This window comes from Pseudoalteromonas sp. MMG013 (assembly GCF_018100885.1).
GTDB lineage: Bacteria > Pseudomonadota > Gammaproteobacteria > Enterobacterales > Alteromonadaceae > Pseudoalteromonas > Pseudoalteromonas aurantia.
In genome coordinates this window covers 58364-81342 of the sequence record NZ_JAGJEE010000016.1, presented here as the reverse complement: position 1 = coordinate 81342, position 22979 = coordinate 58364, and the positions used below count along the sequence as shown (strand labels likewise).

Annotated in this window: 14 protein-coding genes, 2 pseudogenes and 2 CRISPR repeat arrays; of the genes and pseudogenes, 3 read left to right on the top strand and 13 right to left on the bottom strand. The window is 38.8% G+C overall.

The window, feature by feature from the left end:
- Positions 1–21: 21 nt before the first annotated feature.
- From J8L98_RS15090 to J8L98_RS15030, 13 genes and pseudogenes are all read right to left on the bottom strand, one after another.
- Positions 22–789 carry an SDR family oxidoreductase gene (locus J8L98_RS15090; protein WP_210997082.1) on the bottom strand — a complete coding sequence of 256 codons (768 nt, stop codon included), beginning with the start codon at positions 787–789 and terminating at the stop codon, positions 22–24.
- Between the two features lie 237 nt (positions 790–1026).
- On the bottom strand, positions 1027–1455 hold the full coding sequence (locus J8L98_RS15085) for an NUDIX hydrolase (protein WP_210997080.1): 429 nt from the start codon (positions 1453–1455) through the stop codon (positions 1027–1029).
- A gap of 233 nt (positions 1456–1688) precedes the next feature.
- A complete protein-coding gene (locus J8L98_RS15080) occupies positions 1689–2198 on the bottom strand; it encodes a GNAT family N-acetyltransferase (RefSeq protein WP_312037129.1) in 510 nt (169 codons plus the stop codon).
- A gap of 103 nt (positions 2199–2301) precedes the next feature.
- Positions 2302–2574, bottom strand: a pseudogene (locus J8L98_RS15075) (integrase core domain-containing protein); the annotation flags it as partial.
- A 43-nt stretch (positions 2575–2617) separates the two neighbouring features.
- Positions 2618–3198: a CRISPR direct-repeat array (repeat unit 35 nt; unit sequence GTCTCAATCCCCTCTAAAGTCGGGGTCACTCGTAC).
- Between the two features lie 352 nt (positions 3199–3550).
- On the bottom strand, positions 3551–3823 hold the full coding sequence (cas2, locus tag J8L98_RS15070) for a CRISPR-associated endonuclease Cas2 (RefSeq protein WP_210997078.1): 273 nt from the start codon (positions 3821–3823) through the stop codon (positions 3551–3553).
- Positions 3824–4102 carry a CRISPR-associated endonuclease Cas2 gene (cas2, locus tag J8L98_RS15065; protein ID WP_210997076.1) on the bottom strand — a complete coding sequence of 93 codons (279 nt, stop codon included), beginning with the start codon at positions 4100–4102 and terminating at the stop codon, positions 3824–3826.
- Position 4103: 1 nt separating this feature from the next.
- Positions 4104–5108 (bottom strand): CRISPR-associated endonuclease Cas1, encoded by a 1005-nt coding sequence (gene cas1 / locus J8L98_RS15060; RefSeq protein ID WP_210997075.1) that lies wholly within the window; start codon positions 5106–5108, stop codon positions 4104–4106.
- Positions 5109–5156: 48 nt separating this feature from the next.
- Entirely contained in the window at positions 5157–6155 is a 999-nt protein-coding gene (locus tag J8L98_RS15055) for a reverse transcriptase domain-containing protein (protein ID WP_210997074.1), read from the bottom strand.
- A gap of 61 nt (positions 6156–6216) precedes the next feature.
- A complete protein-coding gene (locus J8L98_RS15050; RefSeq protein ID WP_210997073.1) occupies positions 6217–8421 on the bottom strand; it encodes a TIGR03986 family CRISPR-associated RAMP protein in 2205 nt (734 codons plus the stop codon).
- Positions 8414–9877 carry an RAMP superfamily CRISPR-associated protein gene (locus tag J8L98_RS15045; protein ID WP_210997072.1) on the bottom strand — a complete coding sequence of 488 codons (1464 nt, stop codon included), beginning with the start codon at positions 9875–9877 and terminating at the stop codon, positions 8414–8416. Before J8L98_RS15045 ends, J8L98_RS15050 begins: the two co-directional genes overlap by 8 nt.
- Entirely contained in the window at positions 9871–11802 is a 1932-nt protein-coding gene (locus J8L98_RS15040) for an RAMP superfamily CRISPR-associated protein (RefSeq protein WP_210997071.1), read from the bottom strand. Before J8L98_RS15040 ends, J8L98_RS15045 begins: the two co-directional genes overlap by 7 nt.
- Before the next feature lie 4 nt (positions 11803–11806).
- Entirely contained in the window at positions 11807–15907 is a 4101-nt protein-coding gene (locus J8L98_RS15035) for a hypothetical protein (protein WP_210997070.1), read from the bottom strand.
- 14 nt (positions 15908–15921) lie between these two features.
- The gene (locus tag J8L98_RS15030; protein ID WP_210997069.1) at positions 15922–16803 is read right to left on the bottom strand and encodes a hypothetical protein; all 882 of its coding nucleotides are present in this window, start codon (positions 16801–16803) and stop codon (positions 15922–15924) included.
- 69 nt (positions 16804–16872) lie between these two features.
- Between J8L98_RS15030 and cas6 the strand changes: the two genes are divergently transcribed.
- From cas6 to J8L98_RS15015, 3 genes and pseudogenes are all read left to right on the top strand, one after another.
- A complete protein-coding gene (cas6, locus tag J8L98_RS15025; RefSeq protein ID WP_210997068.1) occupies positions 16873–17799 on the top strand; it encodes a CRISPR system precrRNA processing endoribonuclease RAMP protein Cas6 in 927 nt (308 codons plus the stop codon).
- Positions 17800–18118: 319 nt separating this feature from the next.
- Positions 18119–18560: a CRISPR direct-repeat array (repeat unit 35 nt; unit sequence GTATGAGTGACCCCGACTTTAGAGGGGATTGATAC).
- Positions 18561–18647: 87 nt separating this feature from the next.
- Positions 18648–18833, top strand: a pseudogene (locus J8L98_RS15020) (transposase); the annotation flags it as partial.
- A gap of 405 nt (positions 18834–19238) precedes the next feature.
- Positions 19239–22895: a collagenase gene (locus J8L98_RS15015; RefSeq protein ID WP_210997067.1), complete on the top strand. Its 3657-nt coding sequence runs from the start codon at positions 19239–19241 to the stop codon at positions 22893–22895.
- Positions 22896–22979: the final 84 nt, after the last annotated feature.

Below are 22979 nucleotides of genomic sequence, written 5' to 3'. Positions count from 1 at the left end.
TGACGATGGTCGTTATACACGTTACACCATATTAATCCCAGCCAATACTCCCCCATCAACAGGCAGTGCGACGCCTGTCATATAACTTGCTTGCTCTGAAGAGAGCCATAATACGGCTGCAATTACTTCTTCACTGCAAGCTATTCGGCCAATTGGTTGTAACTGTGCCAGTCGCTCAAGCATATCATCAGCCATAGTCGCTAACATCGGTGTATTGACACTTGCAGGACAGATGCAATTAACCCGGACACCATACTCAGCACTTTCCAATGCCGCCATTTTAGTTAGTCCAACCACGCCATGTTTCGCAACACAATAAGCGGCATCTGCACCTTTTGCAGCTGCAAGCCCTAACACCGAGGCATTATTGACAATGGCGCCAGAACCTTGCTGATACATGAGTTTTAGTTGCTCCCGTACGCACAACCAAGTACCTTTCAAATTAATATTCTGTACTTGATCCCATTGTTCACTGGTACACTCAATAACAGAACGCATTACACCATACCCCGCATTGTTAAAGGCAACATCAACTCGATGCCAATGCGCATCTATTTGCGCAAATACATCAACAATAAACGCCTCATCGGAAATGTCGCCAGCAAAAGAGAGTACCTCACACTCCAATGACTCAACCAGCAGAATTAAGGCATATTCATTGATATCAAGTAACGCCAACTTAGCCCCCTGTTGAGCATAAGCTAGGGCGGCAGCTTTCCCCATTCCTGACGCTGCACCACTGATAAATACCACTTTATCGTGAAATGGTGCTGGTGGGTGATTTGACATACGTTATCGCCATAGTAAAGGTATTAAAAGTGTTTCTATTTCAACACCTAACAAGGTTGATTTATAGGGCGATTGGGTGATCATAAGTATTAATTCGATAATCATAAGCATTGATAAGCTATTAATTATATGGTGAAAATAAGAATATCCATGATTGGGCTAGTACTGTACGTTCCCCCTTATATAACGATTCGCTTTACTCTAACGCATTCTGTAACTTCCCCCTGTCAGCATGCTTTATAGCACGCTCATAAATTGTTTCAGATCATTGTGTTCCTTCAGTAAATTAACCAACGGCAAGAACAGGGGTTCCGGCAGTGTATCTATATCAAACCATTGCCATCGCAAGCACTTTGTTGGCTCCATAATATGTGCTTCACCTTGCTCACTTTCACCCAACATAAACAAGGTGACATAATGCTTGTTTTCTAACTTAAAGATATCATTGGTAAAGCCAAGTTTTTTTACCGCTCCCAATACTAAACCAGTCTCTTCATACGCTTCACGAGCTGCGCACTGCTCAGGGGTTTCGGTAAAATCTAAATGCCCTCCAGGCGTTGCCCAAGTTTGGGCGCCATGCGCACCAATTCGCTTTCCGAGCAATATTTTTCCTTCACGCACAATGATCACGCCAACACCTACCCGAACTTCGTCTTTATTACGCATATTTACCCTAAGCCGTCATTTTCTGCCAATATTAGCAAGCTTTTGTTTCACATTGCTATTATTCTGCTAACCTGCTGAAAAAATGTTGATTTTGGTTGTTTTTTATCAACGAGTAGCGCTAAAATCACGCGTATCATTATGATGAGGGTTTCGCTTGCTGGTTTGGCCATCAAAACATCGCACAATCAAATTTCCAGCGCAACTTAACCACCACCGACATCCACCTCCCATATCTATACGTTCAATGTGAACGCATATTGGTTATTTAGCTTACCGTACAATTCGAGTGACTCTATTCGTTCAAACCCCAATTTAACGAGTAAATTATTGGAGCTGATATTGGTTGGTGAAGTTACTGCCAATACCTTTTCTAACCCATGCTTCATTAACTCATATGTCAATACCGTTTTAGCCGCTTCATACGCATAACCCTTACCCCAAAATCTCGGTAATAATGCATAACCCAAATCGGCATGAGGCAACTCCTCTCGTTTAAGTAACCCACACATACCGATTGGTGTACCGCACTCTTTTAAAGTGACTAAGGTGAGTCCAAAGCCAAACATCTCATAACTTGCCATCGGCCCAGAGCGAAGATACTGATGTGCATCCGCAATCGTGCGCACATTTTTATCCGTAATATTTTTAATAAATGAGTCTTCATTCAATAGCTCAATGATAAAGTCAGCATCATTGAATGAGAAATGCTTCATTAGTAACCGCTCACTTTCTATTTTAAACACCTTATTTCCTCTCCTTAAAATCAAGTATAACGAACCCATATACTATAAATAAAAAATACAAAACCCCACTCATCTGGATCCTTTATCCTGAGTGGTGTTGTGGTCAACTAATTCCGGACAGTGAATTAAGTTTTTCTTCTGCTACTGCTGGGGCGTTCATATCATTATGACTATGCAGCCTGCTCCAGTTGTAATAGTTCATCAAATAAAAGCTAATATCTTGCTCTGCTTCTTTAAATGAGTTGTAGCCCGTACTTGGAACCCATTCTGTTTTGAGGCTTCTGAATATGCGCTCCATCGGGGCATTATCCCAACAATTACCTCTGCGGCTCATGCTTTGTGTTATTTGATAACGCCATAACCTTTGCCTGAACTTTGTTGAACCACAACAAACAGGTTGAAGACTGTTTTGCCCCACGGTCTCAATCCCCTTTAATCTCGGGGTCACTCGTACAAATTTAAATCTTTTACACCGTTTTATTATCTATGTCTCAATCCCCTCTAAAGTCGGGGTCACTCGTACTCTTTTTTATTAAGGAATCTTTATGGTTAACGTTTGTCTCAATCCCCTCTAAAGTCGGGGTCACTCGTACAACTACAATTTGGACAATCTGCCCGCCCTATGGGTCTCAATCCCCTCTAAAGTCGGGGTCACTCGTACAATAGGAGATAGATATGAAATACACGCAAGATCAAGTCTCAATCCCCTCTAAAGTCGGGGTCACTCGTACTAACATTTCCATTACTACCACTACCTACTAGGAGTCTCAATCCCCTCTAAAGTCGGGGTCACTCGTACGTAAAATTTCATGGGTCAATTAGCTGGGCAAGTCTCAATCGCCTCTAAAGTCGGGGTCACTCGTACTGAGGAGTTCCATATGGTGGAACATGACAAGGTCTCAATCCCCTCTAAAGTCGGGGTCACTCGTACATCTTTTTTATACTAGGAGGACTTATGTCCAATGGTCTCAATCCCCTCTAAAGTCGGGGTCACTCGTACTATAGCCGATCGAGGCCGCGCTATACAAGGGCTGGAGGGGGTAAAAATGACGGTCTCTAAAAAATCGTACCCAAAAATAAGTTGCTACTGACAAGTTAGATCTCTAAAACCTAATAAACCCTATTAAATACAATCATCTGCGGTCCTAGCTACTGACAAAGTGATGTTTTTGCCTACAACATAATAATTAGATTTTTATTTTTTATTGCCTAATAACAGTGAGTTAGGGTATTTCTATAAATGATAAAATGGTAGTTTTGGTAAGTAGGGTAATGAAATTAGCTGGCATGCTTAATAATCGATTTTTTACTATGATTACTGATAAAAGGTTGCTGATAAAAACTTTAAGGAGTTAGTAGTAATAAAAATGCTCAGGCCAAGTCACTTCACCTGCGCCATCGGCTTTTCTTGATCCCATACATTTACCACACAATGGAAATAAATGTGCTTTATCTTGTCGTTTGAGTAACTTTTTTAGCTTTTGGTGAATTTGATTTAGCTGTTTTTGGGTGACATCAATTTCAAATACAGAATACTGAACCCGCTCACCATAGCCTAAAATGAGTTTATTGGCTCTGTACCGTACTCTTGGAGATGTAATGTCAAGGGTGACTAATACTCGCATTTAAAAAATCTCAAATGAACTTGGGTCATATACCACTGCGCTTGCAATCCCATGACGCCGCAATTGGCAGTGGCAACATACAGGATAATAATTCAAGGCGTCATCATCTGTCACAATTTGCCTTATTTGATGTCTCAGCCGAGTGAATTGCGACTCACTTAAGCAGCACTCGTATACAGATAGCTGGATCCGCTCTCCGTAACCTGCGAGTGTTTTATCAATTCGATAACGCCTTTTATCACAAGGTGTGTCGTAACAAATAACATAATGATGAGGCATTTTAATTTACTCTAAATGTTATGAATTCGTGCTTTTGAAGTAAGTGCGCTTTTAAACTTAATATTTGATTATCCATTGCTTTGCGGTAATCGAGTAAATGTTTGCTTTGTTTGCACTGAAATGTTGCCGAAAACTTCTTTTCTATTTCTGAAATAAAACACTTTAAAGCCTGAGATGTTAATTGACACTGCCCGCTTTGAAACACAAAATCTGATTGGGTTACTTGCCCTTTATTAATGAGCTTTAAAACACATGCATCAACCACAACTGACCGGAAAGGTTCCATCAAGTCGAGTACCAAATTAGGTTGATAATCACCACAGTGCAAAATGCCACAATCTGGGTGCAAGCCATGTTTTCTTACCATGCATAGGATATTGTTGCTTAACAGATTGTATCCCAATGAAAGCATGGCATTAATAGGGTCTTTGGGCGGCAATCTGTTTCTTTCTAGAAAGTGCCAAGTGTTATCTATACAATGACTCATGGCAGTAAAATATTGTTTCGCCATTTGCCCTTCTAATAAAAAATGTTGTTCACGAGTTTTACATTGGATGATTTTATTGTGCGCTTTTTGCAATAACTGTATTGTTTTTTGTATCTCTTCTTTATTTTCTTTAGAGAGTATTGTGCGTCTAAGTTGACCTTTAAGCACTTTTGATGCGTTTTCAAACTTAGCCTGCAATAGGGTTTCGCTTAAATTCCGCTGAAAAGTTTTATTACCAAAATGTTGAATTTGCTTGTATAAACTTAAGTTTAAACTTGGGTATGTATTGAGTTCACCTCTGAAACGACCTGTTGATGAGGCCAATACCACACCGATATTATGTTCACAGCAATAGGCCATAAAATCTGTGGTAAGCTGCACTCTTCCAAGTACTATCACACTATCAATTACACTTAATGGCCAAGTTTTAATGGTCTCACTCTCAAAGCTCAAATACGCTCTATTTCCCCTAATACCCACAACTGAACCAGCATGCGTTAAGTAAAGCGTTTTGAGCATTTTTCGCTGTACAGTACTAGGCTGAGCAATTAAATATTCTGGTAACTCTTACCAATCTTGTTCGTCTTCAATTGCGCTTTGTTCTGGTTTGCTAGGTAGGTCAAGTTGTAAAAGGGTATGCTCTTGCTGCTGTTCACTGGCCGTAGCCATCCAGTCTTTTGCTTTGTCCATAACTCCGTAGACCAAACTAGACTTTTCATCTATTACCTGCTCGCCAATAAAGTAATGACCCAAGAATTTAAAGCCATCTGAAAAAGTCGTTAACTGTGTTTTCTTTGGGTTTAATGTTAGCCCTAAATGCTCTAGCACCTGCTCGGTATGGTATTGCACATGTAATGCTGCTTTTGCACTGCTGCAACAAACCACAAAATCATCAGCATAACGCACCATGTTATAGCCTAGTTTGTTTAGGTGCTCATCTAGCTCATCTAAATAGAAATTAGCTAATTGTGGGCAAATTGCTGAACCTTGAGGAATACCTTGCCCGAGAGCTTTACCAAAAATTAGCGAACCGCCATAAGATTGATGAGAGAATAACAAACAAAAAATTAGCTCTATGAGTGTTGGGTCGATTGCGGTTTGAAATAACTTTTCACGTAATAGTGTTTGTGGAATGTGGTCAAAATAACCATTAATATCTGCATCAAATACATGAACTAACCCCGATTTTCTGTGCTCAATAACTTTATCAACGGCCATTAAATAGCTACGACCAGGTCTATAACCATAGCTATTGTGTTCAAATTCTTCTTCAAAATAAGGCTGTAATAGAATTGCGATTGCGGTGTGAACAATACGATCTCTGACTGTTGGGTAAGCTAAAAAGCGCGGCTTTTTATTTGGTAGCTTTAGTTCACTGCGCTTTAGGGGATGCGGCTGATAATGCTGACTTTTTAAATCCGCTAATATACTGTTTAACCCCAATGCTAACTCGGTTTCAAAGTTTGCAATGGTTTGGCAATCTATACCTGGACTGCCATCATTTTGTTTAACACGGTAGAAAGCTTGTAATAATAAGTCGTAATTGCATAATTGCTGGTAGTCCATAACCTTTCCTTGGCAAAACCTAAGTCTATAAATATAGACTAGATTTTGCCAAGGAAACTGATTATTTCTGCCTTGGTCTTAAGTACTTTTTATTTTTCTCTAAAGGAATAGGCTTTCCGTCATGAGTCGACAAAGCCTGAGGTTTAGGATTTGCCCTATGATTTTTAATTTGCTCTATGTGAGAAGTATTATTTTTAAACCATTCGTACGTTTTCCCCTCTTTACCATCAAGTGCTTGTGGGTATTGCACATTTTCTAATGGCTCTGCCAGTGCTAATAACCAATCGAGTCGCTCTGCTTTCCATAGCGTGTTGCTAATATCATATTTATTTCCAAGCCAGTGATTTGCATTACCAAGTGTACTATTTTGCGTTGCTTGCCATTTTACAGACTCGATGGCACTAAAACTCGAGTATCGAGCTTTTTTATCTTCTAATTCTAGTTCTGTTATACGTATATTCACATCACCAAAACCGTAGGGTTTTGCTAAGCCTATTTGATGCCTAAATATATCGTCTTTACACCCTGTTTCTTTGGGTTCAACTAACTTTACTAACAATGACAATTCAGCAGGTGCTAGGTTTTCAAATTCGATGTCAAACTTTAAGACTGTATCGCCTTTAATCATTGGTGAAGCTGCACACTCCTTATGGTTTTCATAATTTCTTTGTTGATTTAACCACGTTGGTCTAGGGGCATTTTTGTGTCTTAAAAAAACCTTATAACCATTTGCTTCGTGAGTATCAGCATGGAGTACTGATTTGGCAATAACAGTATGATCTTCATTACGGTTATTAAAATACATTGGTGGACAAGGCAGTTTAGGCCCTGTGGCCAATGGTATAAGCGCAATGCTATCTTTATCACCCATGTATTCAACATCACTGATCGCGTCAAATACTTTTACGCGACTGGCAAATGCTGTCACTTTCTTTTTATCTTGCTGATCCAGCTTTTGGTCAGCGACCGTGCCAAATAGTTGCTCTATAATTGTAAGATCTCTTAAACCGTCAAACGGCGTAGGGCTATCTCCTTCACCAGCTTGTTGAGGTAAAAAGTCATATACTGTCTTTCGGTTTTTCTTTCGCCAAATTTGTGAGTCAGATAGACCAATGATCTCCGTATCATTTGTACCTTTTACTTGACAGACTATAATTCTCCCGTCTATTTCGGCTTCTGAATAAGCCTTTTTAATGTCACTTCCCTTACGTTTTACTCTAGCTTTATCCGTAGTTTCTAATAGCTCTAAAAACTGAGTGACATATTTTGTTTTAACTTCTATAGGCCTTGCATTTAAATTTTGTTTGTAAAATGCATAAGCATTTTGTACCTCAGTATGATCTAAACAACTTGTGTATATTGCCTCTTCGCCATGACCATCAATATATCCTTTTCTTATTAAACGATAGGCCCCTTTATTATTAATTTTTTCAAACCATCTTGGGGCGACACCTGTTTTATAACAAAAAGACCATGTTTTAGTATTTTCTCCCTCAAAACCTGGTTCAAACTGAGTATCAGAAATTAAAATCGTTTTATCCCACTCCATTTCACCTGACTCAGTTAATCTAGCTCTAGACGCTCGCGCAGTATTATCCATGTCCATTTTAACGTCTTCGTTCACGGGCCATCTTGTCGCCAACATCTCAGATAAAGGCATTGGCTGGCCTGCTTTTTGGTGACCATTTTGGTATTTAAATAAGTTACGCAATGGAGCAGGCACACTGTATTGACTCGGCTCTGTTGCCACCTCAGAGTCTTTTTTTCTAAGCATAAATGAAGGTAACCCCAGCGGTTTTACATACCACTTTTCACCTTGTCTATATAATGCACCATATGCTTGATTAGGGAAGCCTCTACCATCTCGATAATACAAAGCTGCATCTTCAAGTACTCTAGGCGCTGAAGCCGTTATTATCTCACCTAGATTACTCAGCATCCCTCTAATACTTGATGCCGGAATTGCTAAACAACCATTGCGTAAATAGGGAGCAAGTACCTTTAATTTATTATCTATAGCCGACTTCTTTTGTTCATCGGTTAAGTGTTTCAAATCTGATACTTTTTGCGGCTGATTACCATGAGCAACAGGATGAACCATCTTTATTTGGCATTTAATTTTACCGCTCAGTTTGCCAGTATAATAACTGTCATGCGCAATATTCTTTTTTTTCAGTGCCGCTTTTGTTGCTGGTATTTTATGTTCACAACTAAGCTTAGAAAACGGTATAAAATTATAAGGGTTATAAAATTGATTGCTATTCACTATGTTGGCACTCCTTTGCTGAATCAATAAAGGTCATTAATGCGGTTTCTAACTTGGCTTGCGTCAATCCAAGTGGGTCTAGGCACATTTTTATGAATTCTGACACCTCATTAATACGATTTTCGTTTACTAAAACAAACCCGTAGATCCGTCCATAACCACGACTATTGTTGGCACCTAAAGATAATTTTTGGTCAAATAAATCGGCAAACATCAATACCCATATTGCGGTTGCAAACATATCTCGGTTAAGCGCTCTATGTGTGATACTCACTCGACTTCTAAAATACTGTTCAGAACAAAGCGTCAGTGCTTCTACATCAAACAAAGCACTGTCTTTTACTCCGCCAGTGAAACGATCTATCGCTATCATGGTTTGATGATGATCTTGAAATTGTGCTTTGTTGTCGAGTGTTGCATCACGAATAACAAATGAACTGCGCTGATCTTTATTACCCCAAATTATAGACCAAAGCTTTTGTAACTGTTTCTCTTCTATTTCTTCATTTAATGTCTTTATTATTTTAATAAAGCGCGCCCGAAACATGCCACGTAAAGCACTATTGGGTAAAACAGGTATACCTGCTTTGTCTCGGCTATAATAAAGGTCTTTATTCGTTTGTGACTTGCTAAGGCTCGCTAAGTACGCAGGGCTGGCAATTAGGATCGGATCAGGGCTAGATAGGCATATGTCAAAACTTAATATTTCTTTATTAGTATTTTCGACCTGACGAATAGCAATTGGGAGCTTTGTATATTCGTCATCTAATGGATTAATAGCTGCAACTTTTGATTGGTTTTTAAGACTGCTATTAAACCATTGGGTAAGTTTTTCGGAAGTGATAACCTGAACACAAGGTACGCCATTATGTTGCTCCAGAGTCACTTGCAGCTTGCCGTGGCCAAATTTTTGCCCAGCACCCACATATAAATCTGCGCCCAGTAATACACTACACAAACGCTCAAGCTGTATTTCACTTATAAATTCACAGTCTAGTTGCCAAATAAATTCTGTACCTTCAGGGATCCATGCTTCACTAAAAAGATGGTTATCTTTTGCAGTGCCTGTTACTTCATCAATGCTGGCATGCGTAATGATTTCAATATCATTTTTATGACATCTTGATACAGCCGCAGGTACGTTGACGACACCATCTAATCGTTTGTATTTCTGTGATTCGTTGCTCTTTGTGTTTTTAAGTTTAACTTGCCCACCAAATAACTCATTTGCCAAATCTTGAGTAAATAATTTTCGCAGCATGCCTTTTAGGCTACTACCTGGTATTACAGGGTAACCATTAGCGTTAACTCTTAAGGATTCATGTCCTGTTGACTCGTTCTTTTGTTTTTTTGAGTCGTTGGCTACTTCCTCAGCCTCACCTGTACGAACAGCCAATTTTGAAGTGCTTACTAAGGTAATCAACACCTTTGCTTTAGGGTAAATCTTATTTAACATTCTGCTTGCTCCTTAGCTGTTGGGACCATTGAAACAAGTTCAATGTCTACTTCCCCAAACCCGTTTGCATGATCATAAGGCGTAAAGTTCCATCTTTCATCCTGTGCAATTGGAACATCACATGATGGTAAGCCATTTTTGCACCACTGGTTTAACAGAATCGTAGCTTGCTCCTCTTTGCCTTCTTTTATTAAAAGTTCAAAGCAACTACCCGCGCTGGTCTCTATATAAGGTTTATATCCTGATTGTCCGGTGTGCTTTTGAAAACGCATATACCAATAACTCCCACCTTTTAGTGACTCGTCAGTAAAAGTGCGATTAACACAAAATACGCCATCAGTTAATTTGTCAAAAGCTTCTTGGTATAAGTCTTTACTGGGTGTTACCGCATCTATGGCATCTTTAACAATTAAACAGGTTGGCGTTTTAAGGGTGATGAGTATACGTTTATCAGGGCTGACATTGACTATTTTTTCTTGAGTAGCCTTTGCAGCTTTGGCACTGAGTATTGCCTTGGTTTTACCTAAACCAATCAGAGGTTCATCAAGAATTGATATTAATTCCGCATAAACCATTTCTCTTACTGATTCTGGTACTCGGTTTAAATTTATTTTTCCTCGCCACTTAACATATACATTTTTATTCACTTCTGATTTTTCATTTGCAGACTTACTATCATTAAGTTTCTCTGACCAAAAATGATTCACGCAGTGGTAACTAAATAGCTTTTCATCAGCGGCAGTATTACGGGTAGATATATTGTGCTCAATTACTTCATCAGTCGATTTGTTATTAGCTTCTGCTGTTTGTGTCCAGTTACTTATTGCATTTCTGACTAATAATGTTTTAGTCAAATACGGCGGTGTTTTTAATAACTCTTCATCAGAACCTTTGAAATCCGAACTAAAAGTGAGCAATCCACATAGGTTATCTGGACCAGCAGGATTAATTAAAAAATCAAAAACTTGACGATTCGGATCTTGAGTACTTGAAACACCATACATGTCAACTCTAGGCCCGTCATATAAGGCTAAAGACTTTCTTGGTGGATAAACTAATTCATCATTTTGATTTAGAGGCATTGCATGGAAAAATGTAATATCTGCCAAGTATTTGTGTAAAACACTATTTGGTAAAACTGTATTGGCAACTAAGCCTTTGAGCATTGCGCCTGTAATTTCTGTTCTTGAGTAAAAACTATTTTCTCTGTTAGTTGGTGCGTCCGCCATACAAAGTGGTCGATCAGCAGTCCAATCTAGTATGATTAAATGATCTTTAGTGTATGCGGGCCAGTCTACTTTCGCTTGTTGAGTTTTATTTAAGATACTTTTGATTTCTGTTATTTTTCCAAATCCAATACTTTTAAAGCTACCGAATGCGTAACAATAGTTAAGTGCAGCCTCTAACGTATTTTTAATTTCTAATGCTTCGTCTTCAGATGCATTAAAAGTCACTTGACCTTGTATTGAAATTTTTTCGCCATGTAAATAAGGTGACTCAATAAACAATAAAGAGCCTTCTTTAATCGTCCCCTCATGGTTTAGCTCTATTCGTGTTTGGGGAGAACTTCTCTCAGCGTTTTGGGGATTGCTTAAGTACCAATAAAAATCAAAATTCAGACTCCCTCTTTGTCCATAAAAGTCATCATTTGTTTGGTCTTGTTCACTTTGAGGGCCCTCTTTTCCGAACCAATCTATTAACTTTGGACTCAGTTTTGAATGGGTCTCTTCATCTAGTAAGCATAATTCACTTAACGCATGGCGTATATTACCTTTTAGTAAGCTTCCCGATAGCACAGGACGTTTGTTGGCATCTCTTAGAATTGCCACATTTAAACCATATTGCATTGCGCCACTGCCTTGAGTCACAATTGGCCCAATTACATTGATTGTAATGTCTAAGGTATGCATTGCTTTTTCTATCATGTCCTTACTCCTTATTTCCATGTGATGCAATGTACTCCCAATATTCTGTTAGTAGTACCCACATAATCGCACGTTGTTCTTGGTGCTCTTTTGTTAAGTCCAATGGCTTCCCTATCAAAACATCACTAGCAAGCTTAATAAATTCTACTATTTTCTCCTCACGAAGACCTGTCACATAGCTAAGTCTCTGCTCCGCTTCTAACAAAGCCTCTGGATTTTTATATTGCTTTGCAAGGTTATAAATGGCACTTTTTGGGAAGCTTTCGGTTAAGTTTGCGCCTAAAATTGACAGATCATCTGTATTAAATTCATTGGGCAAAATGTTGGCTCGTTGCTGAGACATCTCCCCATAGCTGTGGCTAAAATAATCGTTAACATCAGGGGTTGTAATATCGATTGACTCTAACACAGCAACACTGTAGCAGTTTGTAGTACCGTCAATGTTTATATGCTGCTCGTTAGCTTGTTTTGGCTCATCAGAAGATAATCGTGTCTCTTTTTCTTTAACTTCTTTTTGTTTTACAACTGCCGAAAGCGCCACTTTTTTAACTTCATCTGCAAGATTTGTGGCAAAGCTTCTAACAGTAGAGACCGGGGTTTTATGTTGGCAAAAGACCAAACCAAATGCATGAGTTAAAGGATAAATCTGGTTAATTAACGCCCCATTTTCTTGTTTAACCTGTTTGCTAATAGACCAGTCTTTTGTCCATTCCATAAGTTTAGCAAGTACTTTAAAACCTTGAGATGCAGGCAGAACAAATAAAGTTTCATCTCCTCCCCATAATAGGGTTTCTAATTTAATCCTCGAGATATTTTGCTCTTGCCCATCTATTGTAATGGTATCTTCGAATAAGGCATCTTTTTGATTATCTAGATAATTTAATAGCTTATCGAGTAATTCTCCTCTGAGTTGGCGGATATGTTTGTCATAACTAAGCTGGTCGTCGGCAGATTCAACATAGTTTTGTTGAATTTTAGAAAACTTGTTGCCATCAAAATAAAGGTAAGCGAGCTTATTATCTAAGTGTGCAATACCATCATCATTGCATATTTGCTCAAAGCTCTGCGTGTAGAATCTTTTAATGGTTTTAGGATTACTCACTTTTGCAAGTTCTGAGTACTGAGCTAATTCACTCTCGTAGAAGGTTTGCTTTTGATCTCGCCCATACAAAAATAATGTCTTTAAAATCGTATTCACTGGCTTATCAGCACTTTGTACCCTCTCGTGTTCTGATGCAGGCAATACATGGCTAAGTTCACATACCTTCTGAGCTTCGACTTTGCTGCCATCAGCATTTAACGCGTCTGGTACATTTTTGAAACTTACACTCATTTGCTGTAGCTGTAACAATCGCCCGTCATTAATCAAGGCATCTTTTGATTTATTAAACGTGCTATCTGTAACGTGTTTTTTGTAATTAACAACGAAATTCATGCCTTGATAATCAGCATTTAGTCTATTTTTAATCTCAGATACTAACTCTTCTGCATCATTATTATTTGTTTTATAAATGCCCACTGAGCCACCTAAAGAAATCACTTCTAAGTTGTCGAGCTTTTGCGCTATTTGAAGTACTGAATTTCGTAATAACATGCTTGTCCCTCGGTAAACACTGAGGTTATTACTAATCCCTAAGCTATTACCAAAATTAACAGCTTCAACTTTTATGAGTGCATACATAGCCTCTCCTTGATGATTTTTTAATGGGGTTACGTGTGACTGTTTATTTGTCTTATTCTTTAAATTTTGCAATTTGCTTTCCCAATGTTCTTCACATTGTTCAGCAAGCGATTTCTTACTCTCTTTATGGTTGCTGCTAATTGGAAAAAATGACATTAATTTCTGATAAAGATATTGGTACTTAGCAGATGGAAAACTAATAAAATTTAAACAGCTATAAATAGCAGCGAATAACTTAGATTTGACACCGAATAGAATGGCTAACCCAATTAATATAATGAGCGTCATCCTGTCAATAAACTCTAAACTGAATACATTCAAGCCTTTTGGCCAAGCAGTCACAATTGCAATTAATGCCAATAATGCGGCAATTTGCCCTGTATTATCCGCCTTATTGACAAAATAAATGTTACGCCAACTTTCCATATAGTCATCGGCAAATGACACTTGCTCTTTAACCATATCAAAGTGTTCATCAAGCGACGTTGCTCTTTGTATTTGCTCAAAGACCTCTAGCCCTTGTTGTTCATGACTTAACTGTTTAAACCAATATCGATTCATAAATAAAATAAAGTTTCGTCTTATTTCGCGATAATTGTTTTCAGGTTTCGAGCTCGTATTTCCTTGTGCTAATTGATCAGTGGCTTTATTCATTGTTCGCTTAAAGCATGTCAACGCCTCCCGGGTAAGTAACGCATAATGGAAAAAGTGACGATAGATCGTGTGCCAATGCGGTAAAATGCAATCAGCCGTATAACCACCAAAACCAACAGTGACCGTTGCATATTCGTTGAAACCTGTTTCTGAGCTTATGCCTTTCCATCGTCTGTAAGATTGATCATCGATAAGTTTAGTCACAAACTCTTGATTGTATGCATAACCTGTGGGGTAGAAGTCGAACCGATTATTTTCAACATCGACCATTGTGGCTAAGCTGGTGGTTTGGGCTAAGACATCTTCGCCAAGCGAAGTCTTAGGATAATTACCGCACAGTCCGTAAGTTGCATTTAAATACAATCTCGAATCATGTTGGTTATGGCTATATGGGTCTAGCTTTTTTATTACGTCGTTTTGTTCTGCCGTACTCGATGCATCGTCATTAAAAAATAAAGAGACCAGCCGCATAACGTAACGCGAAATAGGTTGTCGATTGTCTTTTTGTTGTTTTAAATCCTCTAGCCCTCTTGGCTTTTCACCATCATAGGTTAAATGCTCAGTATTGTTTAAAAGCAACACTAAGCAGTCTATTTTTTCTTCTTCTTTTTGCTCAACAAACGTTGGATAAAGGATCCTTGCTTTTTGACTGAAATTCAACCAGCGACCTAACTGCATTTGTTTCATGCTTTTAGCTAGAGTTAAATCAGATGGAGCAAGTAAAATACACCACCACCACGCTTCATCATAAATAGTTCCTGCGTATAAAGGTTGATTTTGTATTTTCTGAACCGTTCTTAATGTACTTGCGGCATATTTAAAAATATCTTGTGTTGGAGAGTACTCTGCGTTTATTGCAAGTAAAAAGCTACCTCGAGAAATTGGGTGCCGAATTAAACTTAATTGGGTTATTTTTGCACAAGGCGTAAGTTCATTTTGAGTAAAATCAGCAACCTCACAGTCTTGTAAAGTATCACCAAACACTGAAGATTGTTTGCGTTTATTTCGTGCCTGTTTACTTTTAGCGTTGTCTATTCCTATGTAGCAATTACTTAACTCTAATTGATACTCTTCAAAGGCATTTATTTTTTTAGAACCACCTTTTTCACCAAAGAAACAAGCTTGAGCTTGCGGGTTATAATACAAAAAAGTTTGGACCTGATTATTTTCAACCGTAGTCCAATCAGCAGGATCAGTTCCTATCTTATGAAATTCATACCTTTTTGCCTTAATTGTTAAACATTCATCATTCAATATAACCTTACGTTTATTACTATTATTAGCATCAATATTTAGTCTATTTTTTAAAGTAGTTTCGCCTTGAAGGTCAAACGGATAATAAAACGTTGCGCGATATTGATGCAGTGGTCTAGAAAACTCAAAAAAAACATCAAAAAAATCGGTAATTGTGCTTTGACTTAATGCTTGCTTTGTCATTAATAAAGCATAGTAACAGCTCTGTGCAATCGTTACTTGTTCGATTTGACAAAAAGGGTGCTCGGTTGCAAAGCGTTTTAGTAATTCAACTTTGCGTTTGTCGTGACAGATATAAACGGCTTCTTCAAGAGATAAGCTGGCATTATCAACACAAACTCGACCCCAAAATAAAGGTTTTTTAGTTATTGCGCCTTTTAAGGCCTCTTGATCTTCAATAGACTTTATAAGTGAATAAGAGTCAGGTAACTCACAATAGCGTGTCACCACTGTAACGTCTTCTAAATCTAACAAGTACTCTTTAAATTCAAGATTTTTGTTTTGTTTTTCTTCCATGTTTATAAATGTTCTTATTTTAGAATGCCTTTTAATTCATTGTATAAAACATCAAACTGAGGTTCGGATTTCACAAATTTGCTTTTTGCAACTGCACCAAAAAAGTAGTTAGGGGCTTCACCACCAAACCAACTTTTTAAATTAACAAATGGCCACTTTTTAACTAATTTACTGAGTTTGTCACGGTTTTTTCTTGCCAATACTTCAATTTGTGTCACATGGTCTTGCTCTATATATCTGAGCACTACTTGCCTGAGTTTTAATGGTTGACGTAAACTTAAGGCTCGCTCATAAGTAACTTTAGAGGGAAACTGCGCAACCTCACTCATGACACTTGTAAAACGAGCTGGGCAATCTAGATAGAATATTTTGTCGGGTGACTGTTCAATATTTTGACTTTCAAACCAACTAAAAGCTTCTCTACGTATCCCTCCAACCCCTCTAACATTTGCTTCGTCATCTCTTATTTTTTTCATATCATAGTAAGTTGCTCCGGCTGTTAATAAACCAGGTATAAAACCTCTATCATTGGCTGCAACTAGTTTATCGTAGGCGCTTAATCTTAGAGAGAAAATTTTTGCAAATTGTTCAATAGCAGAATGAGTATTTCGTTTATCACAATCCGAATATTGATGATGGTCTAATAAATGTAACTTAATACCTTTACGTGCAAGAAATTGCTTACCTTCTTCATTAATGTCTGGCAGTTCGATTGCAATTAGATTTGGCTTGCACTTTTCAAAATCTATATGCTCTATGGCGTCTAATAATGTTGCCCCCCAAAAATTTGGGCCTTTAAAAACTGAAAACCCAAACTTACTTGCTAAGGCGATTATAGTGTGTGCCTCAAGATCATTAGTAGGACACAAAATACTGGTATTGTGTTTAGTTATCATAATGCTTTCCTATCTTCTTTCTTTTGATATCATAGATACAGCACTAGAACAATAAAAAGGAGCTGATAGTTGCACTCTCCCCTTATCTCTCTTTGCAAAGACATCCCATTTATTAATCTGGGGGTACAATTAAAACTCGATGATAACCTTGTTGGCTATCCTTATTCAGGCAGTTTACTACATGGTGCGCTAACTAATGCAATGTATTCGGTTAACCCCAAATTATGCCAATTACTATTAGGTGAACAAGATACATCGAGTCCTAGAGGCTATTTTTTTACTGCGCCATTTTTGCCTGCAAATGGTCTAGATAAAGGTAAGCTTTTTAATTTTTCAATCAAATTATTTGGTAAAGCATGTGAGTATTTAGCTGAAATTGTTCACTCCTTGTTTATATTGCAAAAAAAAGGGTTGGGTAGTAAGTCAGTTAACTTTAAAGTTCATAAAATAAACTTGCGCCATCAAGGCCGAGATTTAATGTTATATAAATCGGGCTGCAAACTTGACTTGCTTGTACCACCAGCAACAAATTTAGCAGACCAACTTTTTATCCCTTTTGAAGCGGACTCTCCGCTTTGGTTGGCACAATTAAACATTCACTCACCTATCTTTTTAAAAGTAAAAGGTAGGCTTTCTAAAAACGCTCCACTACTTGATAACTGGATACTATCGGTAGCTAACCGTTTACAGTTGTTATGTGATAACCACTTTACAACTGGCTATGACTGTAAAGAACTGCTTTGTACCTCTCCAAATAACAAAGCACTTTATGACGCATCAAAGTTCTTTATTCAGACACGTCAAACCAATATTGCCGATAAAGCGCATGATCTAAGTGGCTTAGTTGGTCAAATACAGTACCAAACCACATCGCAATCACTGTTATGGCTACAAATTGGCAGCGCATTGCAAATAGGTAAAAAAGCCAATTTTGGTCAGGGCAATTACTCCCTAGAATATGCCTTAATGTCGGCTCATGATGACTCAGTACAGTAAGTTATGTAAATAGGTTAATGCCCGAAAATAAACGCTTTAATCTATTTTGACCACATACTGCTTTTTTACTTAGGTTACTTTGACTGAAAAGGTTATAGCCTTTTAATTTAATTAGCTTTTTTCAAAAAATATTATTTAATCTACACTATAAAATCAACACTTTGTCAGTAGCCTAGACCACAGATGTTTGAAAACTTTAAACTTTTTCCTTTCCAACACTTAAAAATGTCAGTAACAAACAGCTTTTAGGTACAAGCTTTTGGAGAGCGTCATTTTTACCCCTTCTAGGCCTTGTATGGCGCGGCCTCGATCAGCTATAGTATGAGTGACCCCGACTTTAGAGGGGATTGATACACAGTTACCTCTTACTTAAAAGTAATACCAAAGTATGAGTGACCCCGACTTTAGAGGGGATTGATACGTTAGCAAAAGCCGTTAAAGCGCGGTTAATAATGTATGAGTGACCCCGACTTTAGAGGGGATTGATACTCTCTCTCAAAATGAGAGACTTTACGCTGTGCGTATGAGTGACCCCGACTTTAGAGGGGATTGATACTTAAAAATATTCATACTATAAAACCCTATTTTGAGTATGAGTGACCCCGACTTTAGAGGGGATTGATACCTGAATCAAAAAGCGCATACCCAATAAGAATTAGTATGAGTGACCCCGACTTTAGAGGGGATTGATACTTGATACTCATAATGAGTACCTCCGTTATGTGTGTATGAGTGACCCCGACTTTAGAGGGGATTGAGACTGGCTCTCCTAAGAACTTTGTATTGTGGTTCAATAATTCCGGACACTATTTTAGGTGGTATCATTACCACTCAATCAGAGGTGTCCGATGGTAAGAAAACGCAGAACATTTAGTAAAGAATTCAAACTTGAAGCCGCTTGTTTAGTTTTAGACCAAGGCTATTCACTTCAAGAAGCATGTCGTTCATTGGATGTTGGAGAAACGGCTTTAAGGCGCTGGGTTCAACAACTTGAACTTGAGCGAAATGGTGAAACACCTAATGCCAAAGCTTTGAAGAAGGATATTAAACTATTTAACTCCTAATGATATGATTAAAAACCATGTTGCACTGACCACTTGATATCACCACTCCTTACTTTTCGCGAAAAATCGCTTCACACCACTGAGAGTTTCTTACTTAAGACTCGATGAAAAAAAACTAATCAATTGAATTTAAAAGAAAATTTTAAATTAGAATAATTATAGACAAAAAAGATATATAAATTAGGTAAGATTATTTTGCATACAGTATACAATTTACGGTATAAAAATTAAGACAATATGACAAGATTGTAAAAATACGAATAAAAATAATGGATGACAGTGCGTAAGCTTGGCAAAAATGCTTGTCATGCGAAGGAATAACAAACTTTACGTTCATATAACCACAACATGTTGATAATAATAATGAATAAAACTATGAAAAAATCGGTTCTAGCAAGTGCGGTACTACTTTCTCTCAGTAGTAACATTACTTTGGCCAACGCCCAATGTGGGGACCCTACTCTACCTCGCCAAGGTGAAGTAAGCGCCAACCAAACACACTGTATTACGAATTACGGTCACTATTTTTATGTAGAAGTCCCCTATGAGAACAGCCAACTGGTTATCAGCACTTCAGGTGGTACGTACAACGGAATTGATGCAGCAATAAGTCTATATGAGGGTAACCACTGGAGTGGCACTGTCACGCAGCGCAGTGACACAGCAGACACGAACACAGAGCAAGTATCAGAAACATCACGAGCTGGAAGACGTTACTTTAAAATCGACGGTAATATTGCGCAAACCACATTAAGAGTCGACATTACAGGAGGAGATATTCCACCTCCACTTGGCGACTACATTATTTATAACACCAATATCTCCGTTAACTTACCTAACCCGGCTATCAGTTCAAAATCTCAATACGGAAGCATAATTCCCACTATTTTAGCGGCAAAATATGCCGATTTTGAAGCGCTCGCCGGCGCTGCAAATGACCCACTCCCTGATGTACTCGAAGCAATTCATTATCTTGCTGATGCCGATGACATTGCCGACCCTGATTTAAACCAACTATTGTATTTCCTTGGGTCATATAAATTTTATGCGCAAGCAATTACCACAACAGAAGCAAGTAATCTAAATACCGCGATGCAAGCCGTTGCAAAAATGACTGCGTTTTTATCACCGACGGGCAGTGTTATCCAAGAAGGCTATGCAAAGGCCATCAATAATTTTCAACGTGGCAATGGCGCAAACCACTTTAAAGACCAGCTTCCCCACATACTGGCCGCAATCCAATATCATTCATTGCAAACAGACCCATTCAAGGCAAACAACGCCAGTGATGCCATGATGGAAATGCTTGGTGCGGTTGCTAATGCCGCAATGTATGGTGATCCGGCTGCGCAAAATGCAATTAATGAACGGATTTTAGATGTGATGTCTGTTATTCGCTCATTTGCAGTATTAGGTGAAACGGCCATTGATTTGCGTTGGAGTAAAGAGTCTGACCGTAAATGGATTGTGCCACACAGTTATATCGCATTGGGGAAAATTGCCACCATTGCCACTGACGAAGCAAAAGCACGCTTTGACAGTATTGTGCTTGAAACCCATGAAAAGCTCATCGCATGGTTAAGCACTGAAACCATTGAAACTATGACCACTAAAAAGTACCTAGATTCGGCTAAACGACTATGTGAAAGTACCGATCCACTCTTTGGTCATTGTATCGTACCACCAAAAGAGTCTGATATTTTAACTGTGACTCATAAATGCTCTGACTCGGTCACTATTCGAGCACAAAGCACCATCAGCCAGTCAATTCTAAATAAATCTTGCGCTGAAATGGCTACCCAAGAAACTGAGTTTCATGCATTTTTTAATACCCAAGGCAGCCCGGTTGCTAACGATAAGAACACCACGCTGGAGGTTGTCGTATTCTCAAGCCCAGACGAATATAAAAAGTATGCGCCTGAGTTTTTTGATAATGTAGACACCGATAATGGCGGAATATACTTAGAAGGAACACCAGAAAAAGAGGGGAACCAAGCACGATTCCTAGCGATGCAATGCCCTGATGCGTGGGTCGGTAAATCTTGTCAATATGAAGACCAAATTTACAATCTACGCCACGAATATGTGCATTATCTAGATGGCCGATATGTCAAAGTCGGTGGCTTCAACTATTATAACTACAACGTGTCTTGGTCTGAAGGCATGGCTGAATATTTAGCAAATGGTACTGATTTCGCTCGTACATTAGAGTCAATCAAAGGCAAAGTTATCCCGCCACTTTATAACTTGCTATTCATGGCGTATGGCTATGATGACTTATACCAGTGGAGCTACTTTGCTATGCGTTATTTAGACGAGCAACACAATAGCGACATGCACTTGCTCAAAGATGCATTAAGAAATGGCAGCAAAGACGGTTATGTAAGTTCTTTAAAGGCAGTTGCGCAGCGTAGCCAAGCGGACTTTGAAGCATTTGTTATGGCCAATTCTGAAGCCATTGCTGCAAAAGCTGAAGTCATACCTAACGCTGGAAAAATCGGTAGCTGTGATCTCACACAGCAATATGTGCGCCCCGTTGACGCAAATAACACTGACTACACAATCACCAACAACACTGATACTCCGGTGTCTATTTTCTGGATTGATAATCAAAAAGGTACGGCCAACTTTGCGAAAAACTACAAGACATTAGGTCAAGGTGACACTTATAACGCAACAAATTGGCGAGAATTCGACAGAATTATGTTGTCAGACAATAACCTCAATTGTCTCGGCGTTGCGTCTTTGAAATCAGCGGGTAACACTTTCACGATAAACGCAGATTTAGTAAAAGATGTTGTGCCAGAAACTTTGCCGGCCCAGCATACTTTAGGGAGCTGTGAATTAGTTAAACCGCATATTATTGGTGACGAAGCACATCAATTTAGCATTACAAATACCACAGATTACCCTGTTCGATTATTCCGTATAGACAATCTGACTGGCAAGCCTAAATATGAAAGTGCGGCCGATGGCTTTGATTATGGCTATGGCACATTACAAAAAGGGCAAAGCTATACTTCTGATATTTGGTATGCCAATCGCAGATTCATGATCACCGATGCACGCTTAAATTGTTTGAGCGTGGGTGTTCTTGATAACCCAACTGGCAACTTTACCATTGATGAAGCGATGGTTGCCAACGCAAAAAGCCCAGAAGTGCTACCAGCAGCGAATCAGTTAGGTTCTTGTGACTTAATGGAAAAACATCTAACAGGTCCATTTGAAGCTGATTTCAAATTCACAAACACCACTGACACAACTGTGCGTATCTATCGTGTAGACAACGAAACAGGTGCATTGAGTGACAGTTTTGAGTTTAAAACATTAGCACAAGGTGAAACATACTCGAGTGCCGACTCTTGGAAATGGTTTGGTAATCGACGCGCAGCTATCACCACACAGTCTGGACAGTGTTTAGCCGTTGCCGTCATGAGTGAAGAAAACACCCTCAATGACTACGTGATCACCAATGACATTCTCGATAATGGTAACGGCAATAATAACGATGCCGATGGCGATGGCGTAATCGACTCAGAAGATGCTTTCCCAAATGATCCAACTGAAACAAAAGACACCGATGGTGACGGTTTTGGAGACAACAAAGACGCATTTCCAAATGATAGCTCAGAGTGGCTCGACAGCGATGGGGATGGCATGGGTGACAATAGTGACCCATTCCCGAATGATCCTAATAATGGGGCTATTCAAGATTGTGGCGCTGCCACAATTAATTATGGACAATTAACACTTGGCAAAAATGAATGTGTCGCTGGGGGCCGTAACTCATTCTATGTGTGGGTCGCAGCAGATAACACCACACTAACACTGCAAAGCCAAGGTGGTGAAGGTGATGTCGGTATTTACTTCAACGCCGATACTTGGGCTAGTAAGGCCAATGCACAAAATAAATCAGGTGAAGCTGGCACAGCACAAAGTCTTGTTGTCACGGCAAATCGTGGCTGGCGCTACATCACCTTGAATACGAACTCTACCTTTAAGGGGGTAACCTTTAGCGTTAAGGCAGAGTGATCTACCCTTAATTACATGTAAGTAACCAATAGGCGCCACCCTACTTGTGGCGCCTATTTTTTCTCCCCCCACCAACAATTGCAT

What these genes read in the sequence shown, in the direction of transcription:
- J8L98_RS15090 (WP_210997082.1), bottom strand. Translation starts at nt 789, where the DNA reads ATGTCAAATCACCCACCAGCACCATTTCACGATAAAGTGGTATTTATC.
- J8L98_RS15085 (WP_210997080.1), bottom strand. Translation starts at nt 1,455, where the DNA reads ATGCGTAATAAAGACGAAGTTCGGGTAGGTGTTGGCGTGATCATTGTG.
- cas2 (WP_210997078.1), bottom strand. Translation starts at nt 3,823, where the DNA reads ATGCGAGTATTAGTCACCCTTGACATTACATCTCCAAGAGTACGGTAC.
- cas2 (WP_210997076.1), bottom strand. Translation starts at nt 4,102, where the DNA reads ATGCCTCATCATTATGTTATTTGTTACGACACACCTTGTGATAAAAGG.
- cas1 (WP_210997075.1), bottom strand. Translation starts at nt 5,108, where the DNA reads ATGCTCAAAACGCTTTACTTAACGCATGCTGGTTCAGTTGTGGGTATT.
- J8L98_RS15055 (WP_210997074.1), bottom strand. Translation starts at nt 6,155, where the DNA reads ATGGACTACCAGCAATTATGCAATTACGACTTATTATTACAAGCTTTC.
- J8L98_RS15045 (WP_210997072.1), bottom strand. Translation starts at nt 9,877, where the DNA reads ATGTTAAATAAGATTTACCCTAAAGCAAAGGTGTTGATTACCTTAGTA.
- J8L98_RS15040 (WP_210997071.1), bottom strand. Translation starts at nt 11,802, where the DNA reads ATGATAGAAAAAGCAATGCATACCTTAGACATTACAATCAATGTAATT.
- J8L98_RS15035 (WP_210997070.1), bottom strand. Translation starts at nt 15,907, where the DNA reads ATGGAAGAAAAACAAAACAAAAATCTTGAATTTAAAGAGTACTTGTTA.
- J8L98_RS15030 (WP_210997069.1), bottom strand. Translation starts at nt 16,803, where the DNA reads ATGATAACTAAACACAATACCAGTATTTTGTGTCCTACTAATGATCTT.
- J8L98_RS15015 (WP_210997067.1), top strand. Translation starts at nt 19,239, where the DNA reads ATGAAAAAATCGGTTCTAGCAAGTGCGGTACTACTTTCTCTCAGTAGT.